The sequence below is a fragment of the Pseudomonas sp. TE6283 genome (assembly GCF_054060555.1).
This window is the reverse complement of sequence record NZ_JBSSDH010000015.1, coordinates 67,787-91,390: the sequence shown is the minus strand read 5'-3', so window position 1 is coordinate 91,390 and position 23,604 is coordinate 67,787. Positions and strand designations below refer to the sequence as shown.

At 65.2% G+C, this 23,604-nt stretch carries 17 protein-coding genes and 1 pseudogene; 8 read left to right on the top strand and 10 right to left on the bottom strand.

All coding sequences use genetic code 11. The features are described from left to right. Positions 1–3: 3 nt before the first annotated feature. Together ACVWZ5_RS19060 and putP are read right to left on the bottom strand one after the other, a co-directional pair. Positions 4–840 carry a 23S rRNA (adenine(2030)-N(6))-methyltransferase RlmJ gene (locus tag ACVWZ5_RS19060; RefSeq protein ID WP_062572647.1) on the bottom strand — a complete coding sequence of 279 codons (837 nt, stop codon included), beginning with the start codon at positions 838–840 and terminating at the stop codon, positions 4–6. A gap of 142 nt (positions 841–982) precedes the next feature. After that, on the bottom strand, positions 983–2,461 hold the full coding sequence (gene putP, locus ACVWZ5_RS19055) for a sodium/proline symporter PutP (RefSeq protein ID WP_062572646.1): 1,479 nt from the start codon (positions 2,459–2,461) through the stop codon (positions 983–985). A gap of 358 nt (positions 2,462–2,819) precedes the next feature. Here putP and putA point away from each other — a divergent pair, with 358 nt between their 5' ends. Beyond that, positions 2,820–6,770: a trifunctional transcriptional regulator/proline dehydrogenase/L-glutamate gamma-semialdehyde dehydrogenase gene (gene putA / locus ACVWZ5_RS19050; RefSeq protein ID WP_062572645.1), complete on the top strand. Its 3,951-nt coding sequence runs from the start codon at positions 2,820–2,822 to the stop codon at positions 6,768–6,770. Positions 6,771–6,905: 135 nt separating this feature from the next. Here the strand turns inward: putA and ACVWZ5_RS19045 are convergent, their stop codons facing one another. After that, complete coding sequence (locus ACVWZ5_RS19045) at positions 6,906–7,190, bottom strand: helix-turn-helix domain-containing protein (protein WP_062572644.1); 285 nt, start codon at positions 7,188–7,190, stop codon at positions 6,906–6,908. Between the two features lie 49 nt (positions 7,191–7,239). Beyond that, a pseudogene (locus ACVWZ5_RS19040) lies at positions 7,240–7,550 on the bottom strand (type II toxin-antitoxin system RelE/ParE family toxin). 297 nt (positions 7,551–7,847) lie between these two features. Here ACVWZ5_RS19040 and ACVWZ5_RS19035 point away from each other — a divergent pair. From ACVWZ5_RS19035 to yccS, 7 genes are all read left to right on the top strand, one after another. Next, positions 7,848–9,644, top strand: coding sequence for an acyl-CoA dehydrogenase (locus tag ACVWZ5_RS19035; protein WP_457340785.1), 1,797 nt, complete (start codon positions 7,848–7,850; stop codon positions 9,642–9,644). 173 nt (positions 9,645–9,817) lie between these two features. Further along, positions 9,818–11,260: a TldD/PmbA family protein gene (locus ACVWZ5_RS19030; RefSeq protein ID WP_457340784.1), complete on the top strand. Its 1,443-nt coding sequence runs from the start codon at positions 9,818–9,820 to the stop codon at positions 11,258–11,260. After that, on the top strand, positions 11,260–12,591 hold the full coding sequence (locus ACVWZ5_RS19025; RefSeq protein ID WP_186600341.1) for a TldD/PmbA family protein: 1,332 nt from the start codon (positions 11,260–11,262) through the stop codon (positions 12,589–12,591). Before ACVWZ5_RS19030 ends, ACVWZ5_RS19025 begins: the two co-directional genes overlap by 1 nt. 124 nt (positions 12,592–12,715) lie before the next feature. Continuing rightward, positions 12,716–14,143 (top strand): multidrug transporter subunit MdtD, encoded by a 1,428-nt coding sequence (gene mdtD, locus ACVWZ5_RS19020; RefSeq protein WP_062572640.1) that lies wholly within the window; start codon positions 12,716–12,718, stop codon positions 14,141–14,143. A 111-nt stretch (positions 14,144–14,254) separates the two neighbouring features. Further along, positions 14,255–15,592, top strand: a complete 1,338-nt coding sequence (dbpA, locus tag ACVWZ5_RS19015) for an ATP-dependent RNA helicase DbpA (protein WP_230962665.1) — start codon at positions 14,255–14,257, stop codon at positions 15,590–15,592. Between the two features lie 49 nt (positions 15,593–15,641). Then, on the top strand, positions 15,642–16,823 hold the full coding sequence (locus ACVWZ5_RS19010; RefSeq protein WP_084943335.1) for a BaiN/RdsA family NAD(P)/FAD-dependent oxidoreductase: 1,182 nt from the start codon (positions 15,642–15,644) through the stop codon (positions 16,821–16,823). Positions 16,824–16,996: 173 nt separating this feature from the next. Continuing rightward, a complete protein-coding gene (yccS, locus tag ACVWZ5_RS19005; protein ID WP_084943337.1) occupies positions 16,997–19,180 on the top strand; it encodes a YccS family putative transporter in 2,184 nt (727 codons plus the stop codon). Positions 19,181–19,191: 11 nt separating this feature from the next. Here the strand turns inward: yccS and ACVWZ5_RS19000 are convergent, their stop codons facing one another. From ACVWZ5_RS19000 to ACVWZ5_RS18975, 6 genes are all read right to left on the bottom strand, one after another. Further along, on the bottom strand, positions 19,192–19,929 hold the full coding sequence (locus tag ACVWZ5_RS19000) for a substrate-binding periplasmic protein (protein ID WP_084943339.1): 738 nt from the start codon (positions 19,927–19,929) through the stop codon (positions 19,192–19,194). 150 nt (positions 19,930–20,079) lie between these two features. Then, positions 20,080–21,027 carry an ornithine cyclodeaminase family protein gene (locus tag ACVWZ5_RS18995; RefSeq protein WP_084943342.1) on the bottom strand — a complete coding sequence of 316 codons (948 nt, stop codon included), beginning with the start codon at positions 21,025–21,027 and terminating at the stop codon, positions 20,080–20,082. After that, the gene (locus tag ACVWZ5_RS18990) at positions 21,024–22,001 is read right to left on the bottom strand and encodes a threonine/serine dehydratase (protein WP_084943344.1); all 978 of its coding nucleotides are present in this window, start codon (positions 21,999–22,001) and stop codon (positions 21,024–21,026) included. The genes ACVWZ5_RS18995 and ACVWZ5_RS18990 overlap by 4 nt, the downstream gene beginning before the upstream one ends. Positions 22,002–22,099: 98 nt before the next feature. Then, the gene (locus ACVWZ5_RS18985; protein ID WP_062572634.1) at positions 22,100–22,729 is read right to left on the bottom strand and encodes a helix-turn-helix transcriptional regulator; all 630 of its coding nucleotides are present in this window, start codon (positions 22,727–22,729) and stop codon (positions 22,100–22,102) included. 47 nt (positions 22,730–22,776) lie between these two features. After that, positions 22,777–23,079, bottom strand: a complete 303-nt coding sequence (locus ACVWZ5_RS18980; RefSeq protein ID WP_028688318.1) for a winged helix-turn-helix domain-containing protein — start codon at positions 23,077–23,079, stop codon at positions 22,777–22,779. Between the two features lie 14 nt (positions 23,080–23,093). Next, positions 23,094–23,594: a M48 metallopeptidase family protein gene (locus tag ACVWZ5_RS18975; RefSeq protein WP_023631708.1), complete on the bottom strand. Its 501-nt coding sequence runs from the start codon at positions 23,592–23,594 to the stop codon at positions 23,094–23,096. Positions 23,595–23,604: the final 10 nt, after the last annotated feature.

The window sequence follows — 23,604 nt, the reverse complement described above, 5'->3', positions numbered from 1 at the left end:
AGGTTATTCGGCGATCAGCCAGTCCATGCGCAAGCTGCCGGCGGTCTGCGCCAGCTCCTTGGCCAGCCACGGCAGCAGCGTCTTGAGCTCATCTTCCAGGCCCCATGGCGGATTGGCGATGGCCAGGCCCGAGCCGTTCAGGCCCTGCGGGCTGTCCTGGTGATGCACATACAGCTCGACCCGCAGCAGCTTTGGCGCGCCGGTGCTGGTGAGGTCCTGATAGAAGCGGGTCAGCGAGCGCTGGTCCTTGATCGGGTACCAGATGGCCGCGACGGTCTGGCGCATGCGACCGATCGCCTCTTTCATGGCCACGGTACAGCGCTTGAGCTCGTCGGCCTGCTCGAACGGCGGGTCGATCAGCATGATGGCGCGCTTTTCCTGCACCGGCAGAAGCGCCCGCGGGATGTGCCAGCCTTCGCCCAAATGAACGGTGACCCGCGGGTCCTTCTTCATGTTCTCCTTGAGCAGCGCCCCATCTTCAGGGTGCTTCTCGTTGAGCAGGGCGCGGTCCTGCTGACGCATCAAACGACGCGCCAGCTCGGGCGAGCCCGGGTAGTAGCGCAGCTCGCCATCCGGGTTCAGGCGCTTGATGATGCGCAGGTAGTCGGCGGCCGCTTCAGGCAGGTCGTCGCGGTTCCACAGGCGGGCCACGCCCTCGAGGTATTCGCCGGTACGGCTCGCCTGGTCGCCCTGCAGGTCGTAGAGACCCAGACCGGCGTGAGTGTCGAGATAGGCGAACGGCTGCTCCTTGCGCGACATCAGGGCGATGAGGCGGGTGAGCACGATGTGCTTGAGGACGTCGGCGTGGTTGCCGGCGTGGAAGGCGTGACGATAGTTCATGAGGACTCCTGCGGGGGCAACAAGTTTACCTTGCCTTGCAGTCGGCAAAAAGCATCGCGGGGCAAGCCCGCCCCCACCAATGCCCGAGGGCGCGTGGGAGCGGGCTTGCCCCGCGATAGGGACAACGCCGGTTCAGCAGGCGTTATTTGTCAGCGTGATACGCCGCATCAGCGGTTTCAAAACGCGTAACCATGCTGTTGGACGGGCTGCCCAGCTTGCTCACCATGAAGATGGCGACGCTGGCGAACAGGAAGCCCGGGATGATCTCGTACAGACCCAGGTCCACATAGTTCTTCCACAGGATCACGGTCAGCGCGCCGACCACGATACCGGCCAATGCGCCATTGCGGGTCATGCCTTTCCACAGCACCGAGATCAGCACCACCGGACCGAAGGCGGCACCAAAGCCGGCCCAGGCATAGGCCACCAGGCCCAGCACACGGTTTTCCGGATTGGAGGCCATCGCGATGGCGATAAGCGCGACAGCCAGGACCATCAGACGACCGACCCAGACCAATTCCTTCTGCGAAGCGTTCTTGCGCAGGAAGGCTTTGTAGAAGTCCTCGGTCAGGGCGCTGGAGCACACCAGCAACTGGCAGCTCAAGGTGCTCATCACAGCAGCCAGGATGGCCGACAGCAGGATACCGGCAATCCAAGGGTTGAACAGGATCTTGGCCAGTTCGATGAACACGCGCTCGTGGTTCTCGGTGACCGGACCTGCCAGGTCAGGGTGCGCCGAGAAGTACGCGATGCCGAAGAAGCCGACAGCGCAGGTACCGGCCAGGCACAGGATCATCCAGGTCATGGAAATGCGACGGGCGTTGGCGATCGACTTCACCGAGTCGGCGGCCATGAAGCGCGCCAGGATGTGCGGCTGCCCGAAGTAGCCAAGACCCCAGCCCATCAGCGAGATGATGCCGATGAAGGTCGCGCCCTTGAACATGTCGAAGTGCGCCGGGTTCACCGCGTCGATGGCAGCGAAGGTCTGGTCGAAGCCGCCAGTGGAAATCAGCACGATCACCGGGGTGAGGATCAGCGCGAAGATCATCAGCGAAGCCTGCACGGTATCGGTCCAGCTTACGGCCAGGAAACCACCGATGAAGGTGTAGGCGATGGTCGCGGCAGCACCGGCCCACAGGGCGGTCTCGTAGGACATGCCGAAGGTGCTTTCGAACAGACGGGCGCCGGCAACGATGCCGGAAGCGCAGTAGATGGTGAAGAACACCAGGATGACGATCGCCGAGATGATCCGCAGCAGGCCGGTCTGGTCTTCGAAGCGGCTGGAGAAGTAGTCCGGCAGGGTCAGGGCATCACCGTTGTGCTCAGTCTGCACACGCAGACGGCCGGCGACGAACAGCCAGTTCAGGTAGGCGCCGACGGTCAGGCCGATGGCGATCCAGGCCTCGGAAAGGCCCGCGAAGTAGATGGCGCCCGGCAGGCCCATCAACAGCCAGCCGCTCATGTCCGATGCGCCGGCGGAAAGCGCGGTAACCACGCTGCCGAGACTACGGCCGCCGAGAATATAGTCGGAAAGGTTCTTGGTGGAGCGATAGGCGGCGAAGCCGATCAGCACCATTGCCGCAATGTAGACCACGAAGGTGATCGTTAGTGGATTGCCCATGAGTTGTGCCCTGGCGTTGTTTTTATCTCTTGCGACCGCCGTGCACGACGGTTGCACCCAGGCGGCGCATCCTATGCAACAACATGAACGAGGTGCAACCATTTTTCATTTGCAAGTTGCACCCAGCCATGGTTTTTCGGATAAAGCCCCTTTTTTGCTCCTTTTCGGAGCAAACGCAGCGTTTTACATAAGCAAAAGCAGCAAAAAAGACCGTTTCGGCTGTAAGGAAACATCCTTCAGACGAGTTGCACCTTTACTGCGAAGATTTCGGGTTGCACCCGGTTGCACCCGAATTGTCCTACAGGCTAATCTTGCCTTCAGCTTAGGTCACATCCGTGGCCAATAACGAGGATAAGAAATGGCGACGACCACCCTTGGGGTCAAACTCGACGACCCGACCCGTGAGCGACTCAAAGCAGCTGCGCAGTCCATCGACCGCACGCCGCACTGGTTGATCAAGCAAGCGATCTTCAACTATCTCGAGAAGCTCGAGGGTGGCGCCACCCTGAACGACCTCAACGGCCATGCCGCCGCTGGCGACGACGCCGGCGAAGTCGCCGCCGACCACGCCCACCAGTGCTTCCTGGAATTCGCCGAAAGCATCCTGCCGCAGTCGGTACTGCGCTCGGCGATCACCGCCGCCTACCGCCGCCCCGAGCAGGAAGTGGTGCCGATGCTGCTGGAGCAGGCCCGCCTGCCGGCCGCCCAGGCCGAAGCCACCAACAAGCTGGCCGCGAGCCTTGCCGACAAACTGCGCAACCAGAAGAGCGCCGGCGGCCGTGCCGGCATCGTCCAGGGCCTGCTGCAGGAGTTCTCGCTGTCCTCCCAGGAAGGCGTGGCGCTGATGTGCCTGGCCGAAGCCCTGCTGCGCATCCCCGACAAAGGCACCCGTGACGCACTGATCCGCGACAAGATCAGCACCGGCAACTGGCAGCCGCACCTGGGCAACAGCCCGTCGCTGTTCGTCAACGCCGCCACCTGGGGCCTGCTGCTGACCGGCAAGCTGGTCAGCACCCACAACGAATCCGGCCTGACCTCCTCGCTCACCCGCATCATCGGCAAGAGCGGCGAGCCGATGATCCGCAAGGGCGTCGACATGGCCATGCGCCTGATGGGCGAGCAGTTCGTCACCGGCGAGACCATCGCCGAGGCACTGGCCAACGCCAGCAAGTTCGAAGCCAAGGGCTTCCGCTACTCCTACGACATGCTCGGCGAAGCCGCGCTGACCGAGCACGACGCACAGAAATACCTGGCCTCCTACGAGCAGGCGATCCACTCGATCGGCAAGGCGTCCCATGGCCGTGGCATCTATGAAGGCCCGGGCATCTCGATCAAGCTCTCGGCCCTGCACCCGCGCTACAGCCGTGCCCAGTACGAGCGCGTGATGAGCGAGCTGTACCCGCGCCTGTTGTCGCTGACCCTGCTGGCCAAGCAGTACGACATCGGCCTGAACATCGACGCCGAGGAAGCCGACCGCCTGGAGCTGTCGCTGGACCTGCTCGAGCGCCTGTGCTTCGAGCCGTCGCTGGCCGGCTGGAACGGCATCGGTTTCGTCATCCAGGCCTACCAGAAGCGCTGCCCGTACGTGATCGACTACATCATCGACCTGGCCAAGCGCAGCCGTCACCGCCTGATGATCCGCCTGGTCAAGGGCGCCTACTGGGACAGCGAGATCAAGCGCGCCCAGGTCGAGGGCCTGGAAGGCTATCCGGTCTACACCCGCAAGGTGTACACCGACGTGTCCTACGTCGCCTGCGCGCGCAAGCTGCTGGCCGTGCCAGAAGCCATCTACCCGCAGTTCGCCACCCATAACGCCCACACCCTGTCGGCCATCTACACCATCGCCGGGCAGAACTATTACCCGGGCCAGTACGAGTTCCAGTGCCTGCACGGCATGGGCGAACCGCTGTACGAGCAAGTCGTGGGCAAGATCTCCGAGGGCAAGCTGAACCGTCCGTGCCGCGTGTACGCACCGGTCGGCACCCACGAGACCCTGCTGGCCTACCTGGTCCGCCGCCTGCTGGAAAACGGCGCCAACACCTCGTTCGTCAACCGCATCGCCGACCACTCGATCTCAATCCAGGAACTGGTCGCCGATCCGGTCGCCAGCATCGAGCGCATGGGCACCCAGGAAGGCAGCATCGGCCTGCCGCACCCGCGCATCCCGATGCCGCGTGAGCTGTACGGCAGCGAGCGGGCCAACTCGGCCGGCATCGACATGGCCAATGAACACCGCCTGGCGTCGCTGTCCTGCGCCCTGCTGGCCACCGCCCACAATGACTGGAAAGCCACGCCGCTGCTGGCCTGCGCCGCCAGCGAGCAGCCGGCCACACCGGTGCTCAACCCGGCCGACCACCGCGATGTCGTGGGCCACGTGCAGGAAGCCACCGTCACCGACGTCGACAACGCCATCCAGTGCGCACTGAACGCCGCGCCGATCTGGCAAGCCACCCCACCGGCCGAGCGCGCCGCGATCCTCGAACGTGCCGCCGACCTGATGGAAGCCGACATCCAGCCGCTGATGGGCCTGCTGGTGCGCGAAGCCGGCAAGACCTACGCCAACGCCATCGCCGAAGTGCGCGAGGCCGTGGACTTCCTGCGCTACTACGCGGTGCAGGCACGCAACGACCTGCGCAACGACAGCTGCCGCCCTCTGGGCCCTGTGGTGTGCATCAGCCCATGGAACTTCCCGCTGGCGATCTTCTCCGGCCAGGTGGCCGCGGCGCTGGCCGCCGGCAACCCGGTACTGGCCAAGCCGGCCGAACAGACCCCGCTGGTCGCCGCCCAGGCCGTGCGCCTGCTGCTGGAGGCCGGCATCCCCGAAGGCGTGCTGCAACTGCTGCCAGGCCAGGGCGAAACCGTCGGTGCCGGCCTGGTCGGTGACGAGCGCGTCAAGGGCGTGATGTTCACCGGCTCCACCGAAGTCGCCCGCCTGCTGCAACGCAACATCGCCGGGCGCCTGGACAACCAGGGCCGCCCGATCCCGCTGATCGCCGAAACCGGTGGCCAGAACGCCATGATCGTCGATTCCTCGGCGCTGACCGAACAAGTGGTGATCGATGTGGTCTCCTCGGCCTTCGATAGTGCTGGCCAGCGGTGCTCGGCCCTGCGCGTGCTGTGCCTGCAGGAAGACTCCGCCGACCGCGTGATCGAGATGCTCAAGGGCGCCATGGCCGAAAGCCGCCTGGGCAACCCCGAGCGCCTGTCCGTGGACATCGGCCCGGTGATCGACGCCGAAGCCAAGGCCGGCATCGAGAAGCACATCCAGGGCATGCGCGACAAAGGCCGCACCGTCTACCAGGTGGCCATCGCCGAAGGCGAGGAGATCAAGCGCGGCACCTTCGTGATGCCGACCCTGATCGAACTGGAAAGCTTCGACGAGCTCAAGCGCGAGATCTTCGGCCCAGTGCTGCACGTGGTGCGCTACAACCGCAAGGACCTGGACCAGCTGATCGAGCAGATCAACGCTTCCGGCTACGGCCTGACCCTGGGCGTGCACACCCGCATCGACGAGACCATCGCCAAGGTGGTGGACAACGTCAACGCCGGCAACATGTACGTCAACCGCAACATTGTCGGTGCCGTGGTCGGCGTGCAGCCGTTCGGCGGTGAAGGCCTGTCCGGCACCGGCCCGAAAGCCGGCGGCCCGCTGTACCTGTACCGCCTGCTGTCGACCCGCCCGGCCGACGCCATCGCCCGCCACTTCCAGGCCGACGATGCGCGCAGCAAGGCCGACACCACCCTGCGCGACCAGCAGCTCAAGCCGCTGGCCACCCTCAAGACCTGGGCGGCCAGCAGCCAGATGAGCGACCTGGCCGCGCTGTGCGAGCAGTTCGCCGAGCAGTCGCAGAGCGGCATCACCCGCGTGCTGCCAGGCCCGACCGGCGAGCGCAACACCTACACTGTGCTGCCACGCGAACACGTGCTGTGCCTGGCCGACAACGAGGCCGACCTGCTGGCCCAGCTGGCGGCGGTACTGGCCGTGGGCAGCTCGGCGGTGTTCCAGGACGGCGAGCCAGCCAAGACCGTGCGCGGCCGTCTGCCGAAGGAGCTGCAGGCGAAGATCAAGCTGGTGGCCGACTGGAGCAAGGACGACGTGGCCTTCGACGCGGTCATCCACCACGGTCACTCCGACCAGCTGCGCGGTGTTTGCGAGCAGGTGGCCAAGCGTGCCGGGGCGATCGTCGGCGTGCACGGGCTGTCGAGTGGCGATCACCAGATCGCCCTGGAACGCCTGGTGATCGAGCGGGCGGTGAGCGTGAACACCGCGGCGGCAGGTGGTAACGCCAGCCTGATGACCATTGGCTGACGCTGACGGTCGTTGAACGGAAAAGGAGAGCTCAGGCTCTCCTTTTTTGTGGGAGCAACTGTCTTGCCGAGATTTCTCAACCTGGCAGCCCTCACCTAATCAGGAAAAGCCCGCGCAACTAAAGCGAAGCAACCATCACGCAGATTTCTTTTTCACCGTAAAATCGACTTCCAGATCGGCGTTCGCCAGGATATTCACCAGAGCATCCAACGAGAACTTGTCTATCTTGCCATTGAGCAAGTCACTCAAGCGTGGCTGAGTCAGATGCAGTCGCCGTGCTGCGACTTTCTGCGGCAGATCCCAGGATTGGACAATCCTGGTCAACACCCGCATCAGCTTCGCCCGAAGCCGCAGGTTCTCCGCCTCTGCGGGTGAGTCGAACAGCGCATCCCTTACCGAAGTGGAGCGTTCGTTTGTCATCGCAAATCCCTCTGTGCATCCATCTCGTTCAAACACTGTCGACTCCAGCTCAGCAGGCGCCCAACAATTTGTATCGCGCTCTCGCCAGATCGATATCGTGCTTTTCCGTCTTCTCGGTCGTCTGGCGAAACGCGTGCAGGACATAAACCGCTTCTGGTCGACTCACGACGTAGAACACCCGAAACGCTCCGTCCCGACACTTGATGCGGATTTCCCGCGTCCCAGGCCCAACGCTTTCCATTGGTTTCCAGTCGAAGGGGCCTCACCGTCCTGGATCAGCTCCAGCTGATACCCGGCCCGCAGCCTTGGCACAACCGAAAAGTCCCGCAGGTCCTGCTTGCTGCTACCCAACCATTCGATTGGCTATTGCCCATCATGCATCCTGCACGCTCCCGCCAATGCACTCGCCTGGCTTGTCCATACCGGAGGCGTAAGTTCTCCATGAGCGGCAAAGATAAAACCATATCGATATCGATATAAGCGCAATTGCGTGACAAGGCTTTGCGACGGGTAACACCCACGTCCATAGCGCCCGGCGCAACCCAAGGAGGCCTGGGTAATGGCAACTTCTGCCCCCATATCACCCAAACCAATTAACCTGTCCCCTGCCCCATCACCTTGCCTAGACTCGCCGCATCCCGAACCAGGAATGCCGCCATGTCCGAGCACCTCCTCAGCAGCCGCAACCTCGCCTTCGAACTCTACGAAGTCCTCGACGCCGAGGCCCTGACCCAGCGCCCGCGTTTTGCCGAGCACAGCCGCGAGACGTTCGATGCGGCGCTGACCACCGCCCGCACCATCGCCGAAAAGTACTTCGCCCCGCACAACCGCAAGGGCGATGAACTCGAGCCGCGCTACGTGGACGGCCGCGCCGAGCTGATCCCGGAAGTGAAGCCTGCGGTCGACGCCTTCCTCGAAGCGGGCTTCCTCAACGCCAACCGTGACTTCGAAGTCGGCGGCATGCAGTTGCCCAGCCTGGTATCGCAAGCCTGCTTCGCCCACTTCCAGGCTGCCAACGCCGGCACCACGGCCTACCCGTTCCTGACCATGGGCGCGGCCAACCTGATCGAGAGCTTCGGCAGCGACGAACAGCAACGCCTGTTCCTGCAACCGATGATCGAGGGCCGCTACTTCGGCACCATGGCCCTGACCGAACCCCATGCCGGCTCGTCCCTGGCCGATATCCGCACCCGCGCCGAACCCGCAGGCGACGGCACCTACCGGCTCAAGGGCAACAAGATCTTCATCTCCGGTGGCGACCACGAGCTTTCGCAGAACATCGTGCACATGGTCCTGGCCAAGCTGCCGGACGCACCGCCCGGGGTGAAGGGCATCTCGTTGTTCATCGTGCCCAAGTACCTGGTCAACGCCGACGGCAGCCTGGGGCCGCGCAACGACGTGCTGCTGGCCGGGCTGTTCCACAAGATGGGCTGGCGCGGCACCACCTCCACTGCGCTGAACTTCGGTGACAACGGCCAGTGCGTCGGCTATCTGGTAGGCCAGCCGCACCAGGGCCTGGCCTGCATGTTCCAGATGATGAACGAGGCGCGCATCGGCGTCGGCATGGGCGCGGTGATGCTGGGCTACGCCGGCTACCTGTATTCACTGGACTACGCCCGCCAACGCCCACAGGGCCGCCTGCCAGACAACAAGGACCCGCACAGCCCCGCCGTGCCGATCATCGAGCACAGCGATGTGAAGCGCATGTTGCTGGCGCAGAAGGCCTACGTGGAGGGTGCTTTCGACCTGGGCCTGTACGCGGCCCGGCTGTTCGATGACACCCACACCGCCGCGGATGCCGAGGCTCGCCGGCAAGCCCTGGAACTGCTCGACCTGCTCACGCCCATCGTCAAGTCCTGGCCTTCGGCGTTCTGCCTGAAAGCCAACGAGCTGGCGATCCAGATCCTCGGCGGCCACGGCTACACCCGCGAGTACCCAGTCGAGCAGTACTACCGCGACAATCGCCTCAACCCGATCCACGAAGGCACCGAGGGCATCCAGTCCCTCGACCTGCTCGGGCGCAAGCTGGCGCAGAACAACGGCGCGGGGCTCAAGCAACTGATCCGCCTGATCGCCGGCACCTGCGAGCGCGCCAGCCATCACCCGAACCTCGATCCGTTGCGCCAGCCCCTGGAGCACCTGGTCAACCGCCTGCAGAGCGTGACCCTCGCCCTGCTCGGCGACCTGGCCAGCGGCAAGGTCGCCGGCGCGCTGGCCAACTCGGCGCTGTACCTCAAGGTGTTCGGCCACTGCGTGATCGGCTGGCGCTGGCTGGAGCAGGCCATTCATGCCGAGGTCGGCCTGCTCAAGGGCAGCGATCGCGACTTCTACCTGGGCAAACTCCAGGCCGCGCGTTATTTCCTCACCTGGGAAGTGCCGGGCTGCCATAATGACCTCGCTTTGCTCGAGGCCCGCGACGACACCTGCCTCGCGATGCAAGAGGGGTGGTTCTAGGCTTTGTACGAAAAGTCGCCGAGCGGCGATCAGGCAAGGCGAAAACAGGCGAGGAAGCGGAGTTTGCAGGTTGCAAATGAGCATTCCGAGCCTGTTTTCAACGCAGCATGATCGACGCGCAGGCACTTTTCGTATAAAGCCTAGGGGGAGCCACCGCACACACGGAGATTTCCATGTTCGACTCCAGCACCCTGCTGCGCCAGCGCTTTGCCGCGCTGCGCAGCACGGCCGAACTGTTCTCGCTTCGCCATGTGAAGCAATCGCACCAGTCACTGTCGGTTCGGCGCAACGTCGCCGAGCCGCCCTTCTTCAGCCAGGACGAAGGCGCCATGCTCACCGTGCGGGTGGAGGGCGTCGAGGCCTACGCGGCCACCGCCAACCTGTCCCAGGCTGGGCTGCAACGTGCCCTGGAGCAAGCCGAGGCGCTGGCCCGACGGATCAAGGCCAGCAGCCTGCTCGACCTGAGCGGCCAGCCAGCCCCGGACGGACGCCACGACCATGTCTCGCCCAATTTCGAACAGCCCCTGCCCAACCTCGCCGACTGCCTGGACCTGCTGGCCGCCGAATCGGCCAGCGTGCCCAAGGACGAACGCCTGGTGGACTGGCAGGCCAGCCTGGGCATCAGCGTGGTCGAGCAGACCTACCTGAACTCCGCCGGCGCCGAGCTGCGCCATGCCCAGCGCTTCGTCTACCCGGGCCTGGGTGTCACCGCCAGCGACGGCCAGGACAGCCAGAGCCGCAGCCTGGGCCGGGAGAACTTCGGCCAGCAGGGCGGCTTCGAGGTGATCGAGCGCTGTGGCCTGGTCGGCGCTGCCCGCCGGGTGGCCGACGAGGCGCTGCAACTGCTGCTGGCACCGAATACCCCAAGCGGCCGACGCGGCCTGCTGCTGATGCCCGACCAGATGATGCTGCAGATCCACGAGTCCATCGGCCACCCGCTGGAGCTGGACCGCATCCTCGGCGACGAGCGCAACTACGCTGGCACCAGTTTCGTCAAAACCGAAGACTTCGGCCATCTGCAATACGGCTCGAAGCTGCTCAACGTAACCTTTGACCCAACCCTTCGCGAGGAGCTGGCCAGCTACAGCTTCGATGACGACGGTACCCCGGCCAGCAAGCAGTTCCTGATCCGCGATGGCCTGCTGGTTCGCCCCCTGGGCGGCGCTCTGTCGCAACTGCGCTCGGGCCTGGATGGCGTGGCCAACAGCCGAGCCTGCGGCTGGAACCGCGCGCCGATCGACCGCATGGCCAACCTCAACATCGAGCCGGGCGACCAGTCGCTCGAACAACTGGTCAGTGGCATAGAGCACGGCATCCTGATGCGCACCAACCGCTCCTGGTCCATCGACGATGCGCGCAACAAGTTCCAGTTCGGCTGCGAATGGGGGCAGTTGATCGAAAACGGCGAGCTCAAGGGCGTGGTGAAGAACCCGAACTACCGGGGCATCTCCGCCGACTTCTGGCGCAACCTCTCGGCCGTGGGCGACAGCAGCACCTTCCAGGTGCTCGGCACGCCCAACTGCGGCAAGGGCGAGCCTAACCAGGTGGTGCGGGTCGGCCATGCATCGCCGGCCTGCGTGTTCCGCCAGATCGACGTATTCGGGGGAGACGCCTGATGAGCACCCTGTACCAGCAACGTTTCGAAAACCTGCTCGACAGCCTGAACGCCGCCGTGCAACCGGGCGAGCAGTTCACCCTTGGCTACAGCGCCGAGCATTCGCAGTTCGTGCGCTTCAACCATGCCAAGGTGCGCCAGGCCGGACTGGTCAGCCAGGCCAGCGTGCACCTGCGGTTGGTGCGCGAAGGGCGCCAGGCCGAACAGCAGATCACCCTGGGCGACGATCCCAACCTCGACCAACGGCGTCTGCACGACGCCCTGGCGCAGTTGCGCCAGACCTTGCCGCTGCTGGCGGTGGATCCCTACCTGAACCTCGACGACAGCGCCTGGCACAGCCATAGCCTGCTGGAACAGCCATTGCCCGAGCTGGACGCAGTGCTGGCCCTCATCGAGCGCGAAGCCGGTGACCTGGACCTGGTCGGCATCTATGCCGCCGGCCCCATCTGCCGGGGCTTCGCCAGTTCCTTCGGGGCCTTCGGCTGGCACCAGGCCAACAGCTTCAACTTCGACTGGAGCCTGTTCCACGCCAACGGCCAGGCGGTCAAGGCCAACTATGCCGGGCAGGCGTGGAGCGGCGAGACCTTCGCCGCGCGCCTGCGCCAGGCCCGCGAACAGCTGGCGTACCTGGGACGCCCGGCCATCACCCTCAAGCCCGGCAGCTACCGGGCCTACCTGGCGCCGGCGGCGATGGACGAGATCGCCGGGATGCTGTGCTGGGGCGGTTTCTCCGCCCAGGCCCTGGCCACGGGCAACAGCCCTCTGCAGCGCCTGTACAACGGCGACGCGCAACTGAGCCCACGAGTGAGCTTCAGCGAGCAGGTCAGCGGCTCGCTGAGCCCAGCGTTCTCCGACGAGGGCTCGCCCCGTCGCGACCTGCTGCTGATCGGCGAAGGCCGTGCGCTGGAGCGGCTGGTAAGCGCCCGCAGCGCCGCCGAGTTCGCCCAGCAGGCCAATGGCGCAGACAGCCACGAGTCGCCGTGCGCGCTGAGCCTGGCGCCGGGCAACCTGCCTGGCGAAAAGATCCTGGAGCGTCTCGGCACCGGGCTGTACATCAGCAACCTGTGGTACCTGAACTATTCGGACCTGCCTGCGGCACGCATGACCGGGCTGACCCGCTTCGCTACTTTCTGGGTGGAGAACGGGCAGATCCAGGGGCCGGTGAGCACCATGCGCTTCGACGACAGCCTGTACAACCTGCTGGGCAGCCAGCTGGAGGACCTGACCCAGGAGCGCGAGATGATCCTCTCGACCAGCACCTATGGGCAGCGCAGCACCGGGTCGAGTCATCTGCCCGGGGCGTTGGTCAAAGGGCTGACCCTGACATTGTGATCGGCAGGATCGGCCTCATCGCTGGCAAGCCAGCTCCCACAATGACCGGCATGCGCTGCCCCTGTGGAAGGCGGCTTGCCGGCGACGAGGCCGGCCCAGACAACACAGGACATTGAGGTAACCCATGCCCGAACGCGTACCACTGGACCCCGTCACCGCCCGCTGGATCCCGTGGGTGGTGGCCATCGCCTTCTTCATGCAGTCACTCGACGGCACCATCCTCAACACCGCGCTACCGGCCATGGCCCGCTCGCTGGCCGAGGACCCGCTGCGCATGCAGGGGGTGATCGTCGCCTACATGCTCACCGTGGCCCTGCTGATCCCGGCCTCGGGCTGGATCGCCGACCGTTTCGGCACCAAGCGCATCTTCTTCAGCGCCATCCTGCTGTTCAGCTTCGGTTCGCTCTTGTGCGCCATGGCCAACAGCCTGGCGTTCCTGATCCTGGCCCGGGTCATCCAGGGCCTGGGAGGCGCGTTGATGCTGCCGGTCGGGCGCCTGGTGGTGCTGCGTGCCTACCCACGCTCGGAGCTGGTGCGGATCATGAGCTTCATCACCATCCCCGGCCTGCTCGGCCCGCTGCTGGGTCCGACCCTGGGTGGCTGGCTGGTGGAGATCCTGACCTGGCACTGGATCTTCCTGCTCAACCTGCCGGTGGGCGCCCTGGGCTGCTATGCGGTGTGGAAGTTCATCCCCGACCTGCGCGGTGCCGAACGCACCCGTTTCGATACCCCGGGCTTTTTGCTGTTCGGCGCGGCGATGGTGCTGATCACTATCGCCATGGAAGGCCTGGGCGAGCTGCACCTGCCACATCTGCGGGTAATGCTGTTGCTGTTCGCCGGCATGGCCTGCCTGGCCGCCTACTGGCTGCGCGCCGGGCGTGACCCGGAACCGCTGTTCTCGCCCTCGCTGTTCCGCGTACGGACCTTCGCCATCGGTATCCTCGGCAACCTGTTCGCCCGCCTGGGCAGCGGCGCCTTGCCCTTCCTCGTGCCCTTGCTGCTGCAAGTGGCGCTCGGTTACTCGCCGGCCCAGGCCGGCATGAGCATGATCCCGCTGGCGGCGGCGGCGATGCTCGCCAAGTCCATCGCCCGGCCGCTGATCGAGCGCCTGGGCTACCGCATCGTGCTGACCGGCAACACCCTGCTGCTGGGCCTGCTGCTGGCCAGCCTGGGGCTGGTCGACGAGCAGACACCCTATGCCGTGCTGCTGGTGCAACTGGCACTGCTGGGGGCGGTCAACTCGATGCAGTTCACGGCGATGAACACGGTGACCCTGATCGACCTCGACGATGCCAGCGCCAGCAGCGGCAACAGCCTGCTGTCGGTGGTCGCGCAACTGTCGCTGAGCCTGGGCGTGGCCTGCGCCGGTGCCTTGCTCGGCGGCTTCACCGCAGCCGGCAGCGGCGATGGCGTGCAGAGCACCTTGGGCGCCTTCCAGCTGACCTTCGTCACCATCGGCGTGATGGCCATGCTGGCGGCGGCGATCTTCCTGCAACTGGCGCCGACAGACGGAAGGCGCGCCCGTCGTCCGGAAGAGCACGTCGAGTCGTAGGGCGAATGGCCATGAGGCTGGTAGACTGTGCGACATTTTTCGCTCCAGCCGCAGGCCCGCCTCGTGACCGTTGAAACCACCGCTTTTGCCACCCTACCGCTGTCCGCCGCCATGCTGGCCAACCTGGACGCCCTGGGCTATGCCTCGATGACGCCGATCCAGGCCCAGAGCCTGCCGGTCATCCTCAAGGGCCAGGACCTGATCGCCCAGGCCAAGACCGGTAGCGGCAAGACCGCCGCCTTCGGCATCGGCCTGCTCAATCCGATCAACCCGCGCTACTTCGGCTGCCAGGCCCTGGTGCTGTGCCCGACCCGGGAGCTGGCCGACCAGGTGGCCAAGGAGCTGCGCCGCCTGGCCCGCGCCGAGGACAACATCAAGATCCTTACCCTGTGCGGCGGCGTCTCGCTCGGCCCGCAGATCGCCTCGCTGGAACACGGCGCGCACATCATCGTCGGCACCCCGGGGCGCATCCAGCAACACCTGGACAAAGGCACCCTGGTGCTCGACGGCCTCAACACCCTGGTCCTGGACGAAGCCGACCGCATGCTCGACATGGGCTTCTTCGACGCCATCGCCAGCATCATCCGCAAGACCCCGTCGCGCCGCCAGACCCTGCTGTTCTCCGCCACCTACCCGGCCGGTATCGAGCAGTTGGCCAAGGACTTCATGCGCCAGCCGCAACAGGTCAAGGTCGAGGCCCTGCACAGCGACAGCCAGATCGAACAGCGTTTCATCGAGATCGACCCACAGCAGCGCCTGGAAGCGGTCACCCGCGTGCTCGGCCACTACCGCCCGCAGTCCTGCGTGGCGTTCTGCTTCACCAAGCAGCAGTGCGAGGACCTGGTCACCCACCTGACCGCCAAGGGCATCGTCGCCCAGGCCCTGCACGGCGACCTCGAGCAGCGCGACCGCGACCAGGTGCTGACGATGTTCGCCAACCGCAGCAGCTCGGTGCTGGTGGCCACCGACGTGGCCGCTCGCGGCCTGGACATCGACGGCCTGGACCTGGTGATCAACGTCGAGCTGGCCCGTGACGCCGAGATCCACGTGCACCGCGTCGGCCGTACCGGCCGCGCCGGTGAGAAAGGCGTGGCGATCAGCCTTGTGGCCCCGGCCGAAGGCCACCGCGCCCAGGCCATCGAGGACCTGCAGAACAAGCCGCTGCGCTGGGAACAGCTGGACAACCTCAAGAGCAAGGGCGGCGAGCCGCTGCTGCCGGCGATGACCACCCTGTGCATTGGTGCCGGACGCAAGGACAAGCTGCGCCCGGGCGACATCCTCGGCGCGCTGACCGGCGATGCCGGGTTGCCGGGCAAGCAGGTGGGCAAGATCGCCATCTTCGACTTCGTGGCGTTCGTGGCGGTGGAGCGGGCGGTGGCCAAGCAGGCCATGCAGCGGCTGAACAGCGGCAAGATCAAGGGTCGCGCCCTGAAAGTCCGTATCGTCTGAAGACTTTTTGGGGCCGCTTTGCGGCCCCAGTTCTTGAAGAGGTAATTTCGTGCACTCCACCGATGTGATCATCCTCGGCGCCGGCGCCGCCGGCCTGATGTGCGCCCAGCTCAGCGCCCGCCGCGGGCGCCGGGTGCTGCTGCTCGACCACGCCAACAAGCCGGGCAAGAAGATCCTCATGTCCGGCGGCGGGCGCTGCAACTTCACCAACATGTACACCGAGCCCACCAACTTCCTCTCGCACAACCCGCACTTCTGCAAGTCGGCGCTGGCCCGCTACACCCAGTGGGACTTCATCGAGCTGGTGTGCAAGCACGGCGTGCCGTACCACGAGAAGAAGCTCGGCCAGCTGTTCTGCGACAACAAGTCCAGCGACATCCTCGACATGCTCCTGGCCGAGTGTGACGAGGCCGGCGCCGAACTGCGCATGAACACCAGCATCGAGCGCATCGACAAGACCGAAGGCGGCTACACCCTGCAGACCAGCGCCGGTCCGTTCGCCTGCCAGTCGCTGGTGATCGCCACCGGCGGCCTGTCGATCCCGACCTTGGGCGCCACCGGCTTTGGCTACCAGGTCGCCCGCCAGTTCGGCCATGAATTGTTGCCGACCCGCGCCGGCCTGGTGCCGTTCACCATCACCGAGCCCCAGCTCAAGGCACTGTGCACCGAGTTGTCGGGCACCTCGCTGGACTGCGTCGCCAGCTGCAATGGCATGAGCTTCCGCGAGAATCTGTTGTTCACCCACCGCGGCCTGAGCGGCCCGGCGATCCTGCAGATCTCGTCGTTCTGGGAAGCCGGCGACACGGTGCAGATCAACCTGCTGCCTGATCGCGACGCGCTGGAGTGGCTGCAGGGCCAGCAAGTCGAGCGCCCCAACAGCGAGCTGAAGACGGTGCTGGGCGAGGTGTTCACCCGCAAGCTGGCCAACCTGCTGGCCGAGCAATGGTTCGTTTCGAAACCCTTGAAACAGTACACGCCGGCAGAATTGACCCAGATCGCCGAAAAACTGTCGGCCTGGCAGGTGGTACCCGCAGGCACCGAGGGCTATCGCACCGCCGAGGTGACCTTGGGCGGCGTCGATACCCGCGAGGTGTCGTCCAAGACCATGGAATCGCTGAAGAGCCCTGGGCTGTACTTCATCGGCGAGGTGCTGGACGTGAGCGGGCACCTGGGTGGTTTCAACTTCCAGTGGGCCTGGGCTTCGGCCAACGCGGCGGCGCAGTTCGTGTAGAGTAGAATCCATTCAGCAGCACGGAACGCTTCTTGCTGGTCCATCGCTGCGAAGGGTGAAAAACCATCGCGGGGCAAGCCCGCTCCCACGAAGGCCACTCGGCTCGTGGGAGCGGGCTTGCCCCGCGATGAGGCCCCAGAGATTCTTTTTCGAATACTGCCCAGCAGGCCATCATGTCATCGAGCTCGTTCCGCCATTCATTGCGTCGCCTGTGGGGCCAAGACAAGTTCAGCTACGCCATCCGCGTGACCATCGCCCTCACCGGCAGCATGGCCTGGTGCTGGTACCAGAACGAGATGAGCCTGCTCATCCCGCTGTTCCTCGGCATCATCGCCAGTGCCCTGGCCGAAACCGACGATGGCTGGCAGGGCCGGCTCAGCGCCCTGCTGGTGACCCTTGGCTGTTTCGCCATCGCCGCGCTGTCGGTCGAGCTGCTGTTCCCCTACCCCTGGATCTTCGCCGTCGCCCTGGCCCTGGCGGCGTTCTCCCTGACCATGCTCGGGGCCTTGGGCGAACGCTACGGGGCGATCGCCTCGGCCACGCTGATCCTTTCGGTCTACACCATGATCGGCGTCGACCAGCGCGGCGGCGAAGTCAGCGACTTTTGGCACGAGCCGTTGCTGCTGGTCGCGGGCGCGGCCTGGTACGGGCTGCTGTCGGTGCTGTGGCAGGCGCTGTTCTCCAACCAGCCGGTGCAGCAGAGCCTGGCCAAGCTGTTCTTCGAGCTGGGCACCTACCTCAAGCTCAAGGCCAGCCTGTTCGAGCCGGTGCGCACCCTCGACGTCGAGGCCACGCGCCTGGAGCTGGCCAAGCAGAACGGCAAGGTTGTGGCGGCGCTCAACGCGGCCAAGGAAATCATCCTGCACCGGGTCGGCAACAGCCAGCCGAACTCCAAGGTCAGCCGCTACCTCAAGCTGTACTTCCTGGCCCAGGACATCCATGAGCGGGTCAGTGCCTCGCACTACCCCTACAACGCGTTGACGGACGCCTTCTTCCACAGCGATGTGATGTTCCGCTGCCAGCGCCTGCTGCGCAAACAGGGTTCTTCCTGCCAGGAGCTGGCCCGCTCGATCCGCCTGCGCCAGCCCTTCGTGCTCGCCAGCGGCTACCCCGAGGCCCTGGAAGACCTCAATGCTTCGCTCGAGCACCTGCGCATCCAGAGCAACCCGGCCTGGCGCGGCCTGCTGCGCTCGCTGCGGGCGCTGGCCGCCAACCTGGCCACCCTGGACCGGCTGCTCAGCGCCGCGAGCAACCCGGACAGCCTGGCCGACGCCAGCGACAGCAGCCTGCTCGACCGCTCGCCCCGCAACCTCAAGGATGTGTGGAAACGCCTGCGCACCCAGCTGACGCCGACCTCGCTGCTGTTTCGCCATGCCCTGCGCCTGTCGCTGGCGTTGTCGGTGGGCTATGGCATGGTGCACCTGATCCACCCGACCCAGGGCTACTGGATCATCCTCACCACGCTGTTCGTCTGCCAGCCCAACTATGGCGCGACCCGGCGCAAGCTGGTGCAGCGGATCTTCGGCACAGCCATCGGCCTGACCGTGGGCTGGGCGCTGTTCGACCTGTTCCCCAACCCGATCATCCAGTCGCTGTTCGCGGTGGTCGCCGGCGTGGTGTTCTTCGTCAACCGCACCACCCGCTACACCCTGGCCACGGCGGCGATCACCCTGATGGTGCTGTTCTGCTTCAACCAGATCGGCGATGGCTACGGCCTGTTCCTGCCACGCCTGTTCGATACCCTGGTGGGCAGCCTGATCGCCATTGTCGCGGTGTTCCTGTTCCTGCCTGACTGGCAGGGCCGGCGGCTGAACAAGGTGCTGGCCAACACCCTGGCCTGCGCCAGTGAATACCTGCGTCAGATCATGCAGCAGTACGCCCATGGCAAGCGCGACGACCTGGCCTACCGCCTGGCCCGGCGCAACGCGCACAACGCCGACGCGGCATTGTCCACCACCTTGGCCAACATGCTGATGGAGCCGGGGCACTTCCGTAAGGAAGCCGATGTCGGCTTCCGCTTCCTGGTACTGTCACATACCTTGCTCAGCTACCTCTCGGGGCTGGGGGCGCACCGCGACACGGCACTGCCGACCGAGGTCCACGAGCAGTTGATCGATGGCGCCGGGCGGAGCCTGGCCAGCAGTCTCGACGAAATCGCCAATGGCTTGGCGGCACGGTTGCCGGTGGCAATCCACAGCGACGCCGAGGAAGCCCTGGCCAATGCGCTGGAGCAGATGCCGGAGGAGCTGGACGAGCATCAGCGGCTGGTACAGACGCAACTGGCGCTGATCTGCCGACAACTGGGACCGTTACGGACACTCGCAGGGCATTTGATCAAGGAAGGCGAGCCCGCCTGATCGCCCCGCGATCAGAACCCATGCTGGCGCAGCAGCCGGTCGTAGCTGCCGTCGGCCTTCATCGTGGCGATCGCCTTCTCGAAGCGGGCGACGATCTTCTGATGCTCCGGGTGCTTGAGGCTGACCAGGATGTGCAGGCTGTTCTCGCTCAGCGGCGGGTCGACGAACGCCACCCCCTCCCGCACCGGCTGCGGCTCGCGCTGCAGGTTGTAACGCGCGACGTACTCGTCCTCCACTGCCAGGTTGACCCGGCCGGCGGCCAGCATGCGCACCGCGGACGAGAAGCTGCGCACCGGCACCTTGTTCAGGCGCTCGTCGCTGTCGAATTCAGGGGAGTAGGCGTAATCGCGCACCACGGCGATGGTGTAGGGATAAAGGTCGGACTGGCGTGCATAGGCGAACGCTTCGCCCTCACGCTTGAGAAGGCGGATGCGGTTGACCAGATAGGCGCCCGAGAACTGGCCGATCAGGGTTCGCTCGTCGTTATACCAAGCGTTGATCAGCACGTCGTAGCGCCCCTCGCCCACGCCCATCAGCGCCCTTGCCCAAGGCACCTCCTCGAACTCGGTGGCGTAGCCGGCGCGGGTCAGCGCCGTGGTGACGATGCTGGTGGCCAGGCCGCCACCGGGCATGCTGGTGTCGGTAAACGGCGGCCAGCTGTCGGCCACCAGCCGCAGCTTGCCCTGGGCCAGGGCTGGCCCCGCGCACAACAGCCCGAGTAAACCAAGAACGCAAAGCAGTGGCCGCATGCTCAAGTCCTTTCGCAATTGGTAACCCACGCGGTAACGGCGATCTTAACGACTACTGCTCTGGCAGCCTACACAAGGCTGATCAATGTGGCACGCGACGATACTGTCAAATTGCCTCTATTTTGGCCGGACTGTGGATAATTTGATCGTTCATCCGCACAGGCGCTCGAAGACCCACTGGGCAATCTGCGCATCCTGCACCGCGACGCCAGTCAGGTCGGCCAGGGTGATCTCATCCTGAGCCTGCCGCCCCGAGCCCTGGCCAGCCAGCACCGCGCCCAACTCCAGCAAGCGGGAAGGTTCGAGCACCCCCGCCTGGAGCGCGTGGGAAACCTCGCCATAGGCTCCACACTGGGCCTGCGAGTCAACGATGATTCGCGACGTCGAGGCGACCAGCGCCGCATCCAGTTCCTGCTTGCCGACGCAGTCCGCGCCGACCGCCGTGATATGGGTGCCGGGACGGACCCATTCACGCCTGAGCAACGGCTCACGTGACGGAGTGGTGGTGACGATCAGATTGGCTGCCTGCGCGACAGGCTGTGGATGCCCGACCGTCTGCACGCTGAAACCCAACGCCCGGGCATACTCACGGTAGTCCGACAAGCCTTGCTCGCTGCGCCCCCAGACCACCACCTGGCGGCAGTTCGTCAGCGGCATCAGGTACTCCAGTTGCAGTCGGGCCTGCAGACCGGTACCAAGCACGCCGATCGCCTCAACCTCGCGCGGGGCCAGCAGGCGGGCAGCAATACGCCCGGCCAGGGCGGTGCGCACGGCGGTCAGCCAACCCTGGTCGGCCAACCAGGCCAGCGGTTCACCGGTGCGGGCCGACAGCACCAGCATCAAACCGTCATTGCTGGGCAGGCCCCTGCCCGGATTGTCGTAGAAACCACTGGAGACCTTGACCACGAAGGTTTCGCCGCCTTCGAGATACGCCGACTTGATGCAGCAATCGCCATTGGCCTGGCGAAACTGGAAGGTCTGCACCGGCGGGGCCTGCACTTGGCCGGCACTGTATGCCTTGAAACCCTCCACCAGCCGTTGTTCGATCGCGTCGAGGTCGAGGCAGGTCTTGATCGCCTGCAGATCGTGGATCTTCATGCGACAGCCTCCAGGTATTTCTCCAGCTGAATGTTGCGCCCGCACAACACCACCGCCACCTTCTTGCCCTGGTATTGCCCTGCCAGTTGCTTCATGCCGGCCAATGCGACGGCGGCGGCACCTTCGATGATCCAGCGCTCGCAGGCGGCGGCGTCGCGCATGGCCTGCCTGATCTCGTCCTCGCTGACCAGCACGGTGCGCGTCAGCAGGCGCTGGCAGACAGGCAAAGTGACCGCATCCGCCTCCACGCCACCGGCGGTGCCGTCGGACAGGGTGGGCAACTCGTCCATCTCGATGATCTGGCCCTGTTCGATGGAGCGTTGCAGGGTCGGCGCATTGGCCGGCCAGCAACCGATGATCTCCACCGACGGAGCCAACTTGTGCAGTGCGGCGGCGATGCCAGCGACCATCCCGCCACCGCCCACTGCGACGAACACTGCATCCAGGTCCGGCGCCTGCTCGAACAGCTCCATGCCAATGGTCCCCTGCCCGGCGATGACCTCCAGGTCGTTGTACGGCGAGACGAACGGCTTGTTCTGACGCCCAGCCTCTTCACGAGCCAGTTGCTCCGCCCCCAGCGAATCGAGCTCCAGGACCTGCACCTGCGCCCCCAGCAGACACATCGCCTCGATCTTGGCCGGCGAGGCGTCATCGCTGACATACACCGTCACCGGCACGCCCAGCAACTGACCGGCCAGGGCAAGCCCTTGCCCATGATTGCCCGAGGAAGCTGCGATAACCCCCCTGCTGCGTTGCGCCTCGCCCAGCAGCCGCAGCTTGTTGCTGGCGCCGCGGAACTTGAACGAACCGGTCAGCTGGAGGTGTTCGCACTTGAGGTGGACGTCGCACCCGGTCTTGGCCGAGAGCGCCAGGCTGTGTGCCAGCGGGGTCACCGGCACCTGCGGGCGCAAGGCCTGATGAGCCTGGAAAATGGACTGGTACAGCTGCTCGAGCGCCAGATCGTCGATAGGCATGGGGCGGAATCTCCTCGGGAAGCGACAGACAGGCGCTGACGCACAATGGAATAAAAATCCACCGTAGAATATTTTTCCACCAAGTACAAGCCTGGAAGCTATGCCTCCCGAGCGAGCTTTACATACTTGTAGACCGTCGCCCTGCCCATGCCGAGGATATTGGCCACGTAGTCGTATGTACCGCCGCCGCGGAAGGCGCCTTCTCCGTGCAGGGCCTCGACCAGCTCGCGCTTGTGCTCCCGGCTGAGCCCCTCGAGGCTCAAGCCATGCTGCCTGAGCCAGGCATGCAGGAAGGTGTTGATGCGCTCCTGCCAGTCATCACGGAACAGCACGTCTGGCTGGGGCAGCAAGCGGCTGGCCTGGAAGAACAGGTCCAGTGCCTGCTTGGCCTGCTCCAGCACCGAGACATTGAAGTTGATGCACAACAGCGCCTCGGGAGCACCGGCCTCATCGACCATGACACTGCTGATCGAGCGCACTTTCTGACCGTTCCAGTTGAGTTTCTCGTATGGCCCCAACGGCGTCGTGGCGCTCAGTTCGCCCGGTAGATCCTCAAGTGCCGAGTCGTCGCCCAACTGCCGCCTGGAGATATTGTTGGCGATATGCACGACCGTCTGGCTGCGCAGGTCGTGGACCACCACTTCGGCATGGGGGAACAACAGGGTCGCGACACCATCGGCCATGGCGGCGTAGTTGCTGAAGCGAGCGTCAATGGCCTTGGCAGACATCCGGAACATCCTGAAAGAGAGGTGTGACGTACAGGTGGTAGTGAAACTCAGGGATAACCCAACACTTCGCGCAACTGGCGCAGGTGCTGGATGATCCACTGCTTGTCGATCGCCCCCCAGTCGCGGATGCGGTAATGCCCGGCATGGTTGCGCGCGCCGGCCTGCTGCTCGAACTCGCAGACGATATCCAGGTCGGCCAGGGCGGCGATGGTGTCCTGGGCGGTGCGTCGCGGCATGCCGGTGGCCTCCATCAGCGCCGGCACGCTGGTGGCGGTCTGGCTGTCGATCAGCCAGGCCACATAGAGGCGGCGGTAGAAGCTGCTGCGGGTCTTGCTCACTTCCGTGGTCATGGGGTGCTTGTCCCTCAGGTGTTGCCCGGCAGCTCCCGATAGGTCAGGTAGACGCGCAGGTCGAATTCCAGTTGATGGTAGTCCGGCTCCATGTGCTGGCAGAGCTGGTAGAAGGCCTTGTTGTGGTCGCGTTCCCTCAGGTGCGCCAGCTCATGCACCACGATCATGCGCAAAAACTGCGGCGCCGCCTCGCGAAACAGCGAGGCGACGCGGATTTCCTTCTTCGCCTTGAGCTTGCCGCCCTGCACCCGCGACACCGCCGTGTTCAGGCCCAGCGCCCGGTGGGTGAGGTCCAGGCGGTTGTCGAACAGCACCTTGTCCAGCGGCGGCGCACTGCGCAGGTACTGCTGCTTGATTTCCTGGGCATAGCCGTACAGCGCCTTGTCACTCTGCACGTCATGGCGCTCGGGGTAGCGCTGGCGCAGATAGTCGCCCAGGCGATCGCTGGCGATCATCTGGCGCACCTGTTCCTGCAGGTGTGGCGGGTAGGCTTGCAGGTAGCGTAAGGCGGTCATGGCAGGCGTT

Bases quoted from the DNA above. Each gene is read 5' to 3' on its own strand.
- ACVWZ5_RS18975 (WP_023631708.1), bottom strand. From the start codon at position 23,594: ATGACCGCCTTACGCTACCTGCAAGCCTACCCGCCACACCTGCAGGAA.
- mdtD (WP_062572640.1), top strand. From the start codon at position 12,716: ATGCCCGAACGCGTACCACTGGACCCCGTCACCGCCCGCTGGATCCCG.
- ACVWZ5_RS18995 (WP_084943342.1), bottom strand. From the start codon at position 21,027: ATGAAGATCCACGATCTGCAGGCGATCAAGACCTGCCTCGACCTCGAC.
- putP (WP_062572646.1), bottom strand. From the start codon at position 2,461: ATGGGCAATCCACTAACGATCACCTTCGTGGTCTACATTGCGGCAATG.
- yccS (WP_084943337.1), top strand. From the start codon at position 16,997: ATGTCATCGAGCTCGTTCCGCCATTCATTGCGTCGCCTGTGGGGCCAA.
- ACVWZ5_RS19045 (WP_062572644.1), bottom strand. From the start codon at position 7,190: ATGACAAACGAACGCTCCACTTCGGTAAGGGATGCGCTGTTCGACTCA.
- ACVWZ5_RS18990 (WP_084943344.1), bottom strand. From the start codon at position 22,001: ATGCCTATCGACGATCTGGCGCTCGAGCAGCTGTACCAGTCCATTTTC.
- ACVWZ5_RS19025 (WP_186600341.1), top strand. From the start codon at position 11,260: ATGAGCACCCTGTACCAGCAACGTTTCGAAAACCTGCTCGACAGCCTG.
- ACVWZ5_RS19000 (WP_084943339.1), bottom strand. From the start codon at position 19,929: ATGCGGCCACTGCTTTGCGTTCTTGGTTTACTCGGGCTGTTGTGCGCG.
- ACVWZ5_RS19030 (WP_457340784.1), top strand. From the start codon at position 9,818: ATGTTCGACTCCAGCACCCTGCTGCGCCAGCGCTTTGCCGCGCTGCGC.
- putA (WP_062572645.1), top strand. From the start codon at position 2,820: ATGGCGACGACCACCCTTGGGGTCAAACTCGACGACCCGACCCGTGAG.
- ACVWZ5_RS19035 (WP_457340785.1), top strand. From the start codon at position 7,848: ATGTCCGAGCACCTCCTCAGCAGCCGCAACCTCGCCTTCGAACTCTAC.
- dbpA (WP_230962665.1), top strand. From the start codon at position 14,255: ATGCTGGCCAACCTGGACGCCCTGGGCTATGCCTCGATGACGCCGATC.
- ACVWZ5_RS18985 (WP_062572634.1), bottom strand. From the start codon at position 22,729: ATGTCTGCCAAGGCCATTGACGCTCGCTTCAGCAACTACGCCGCCATG.
- ACVWZ5_RS19060 (WP_062572647.1), bottom strand. From the start codon at position 840: ATGAACTATCGTCACGCCTTCCACGCCGGCAACCACGCCGACGTCCTC.
- ACVWZ5_RS18980 (WP_028688318.1), bottom strand. From the start codon at position 23,079: ATGACCACGGAAGTGAGCAAGACCCGCAGCAGCTTCTACCGCCGCCTC.